Raw genomic sequence first — 550 nt, forward strand, 5'->3', positions numbered from 1 at the left:
AGCATTGCGGCCCCGCCGGCCTTCCCGATGCCTCCATCCTGCCCAAGGACTCATTGATGAAAGCGGCTTCTGTTCTGCTCGTCCCGCTGTTGCTGCTCAGCGCCTGTGGCCGCGACCCAGCGCCGACCCCGGCAAGCGGGCAACCCGCACCGGCAGGCACCCCGGCCGCCGAGGCCGTCCCGGCCGACAGCAACGCTGCTGCCCCGGCTGCCGGGAAGCAGGGTTTCGACCTCCAGACCCTAGCGGTCAGCGACGTGCCGCTGGGCAGCTGCAGGTAGGGGAAGGCGCCCAGCGGCACGTCGCTGACCGCTAGGGTCTGGAGGTCGAAACCCTGCTTCCCGGCAGCCGGGGCAGCAGCGTTGCTGTCGGCCGGGACGGCCTCGGCGGCCGGGGTGCCTGCCGGTGCGGGTTGCCCGCTTGCCGGGGTCGGCGCTGGGTCGCGGCCACAGGCGCTGAGCAGCAACAGCGGGACGAGCAGAACAGAAGCAGCTTTCATCAATGAGTCCTTGAGCAGGATGGAGGCATCGGGAAGCCCGGCGCGGCCGCAATG

Annotated in this window: 1 pseudogene; it reads left to right on the forward strand. The window is 70.9% G+C overall.

The features are described from left to right. Positions 1 to 278: pseudogene (locus tag ABB25_RS14685) on the forward strand (hypothetical protein); the annotation flags it as partial. Positions 279 to 550: the final 272 nt, after the last annotated feature.

The organism is Stenotrophomonas koreensis, from assembly GCF_001431525.1.
Lineage (GTDB): Bacteria > Pseudomonadota > Gammaproteobacteria > Xanthomonadales > Xanthomonadaceae > Stenotrophomonas > Stenotrophomonas koreensis.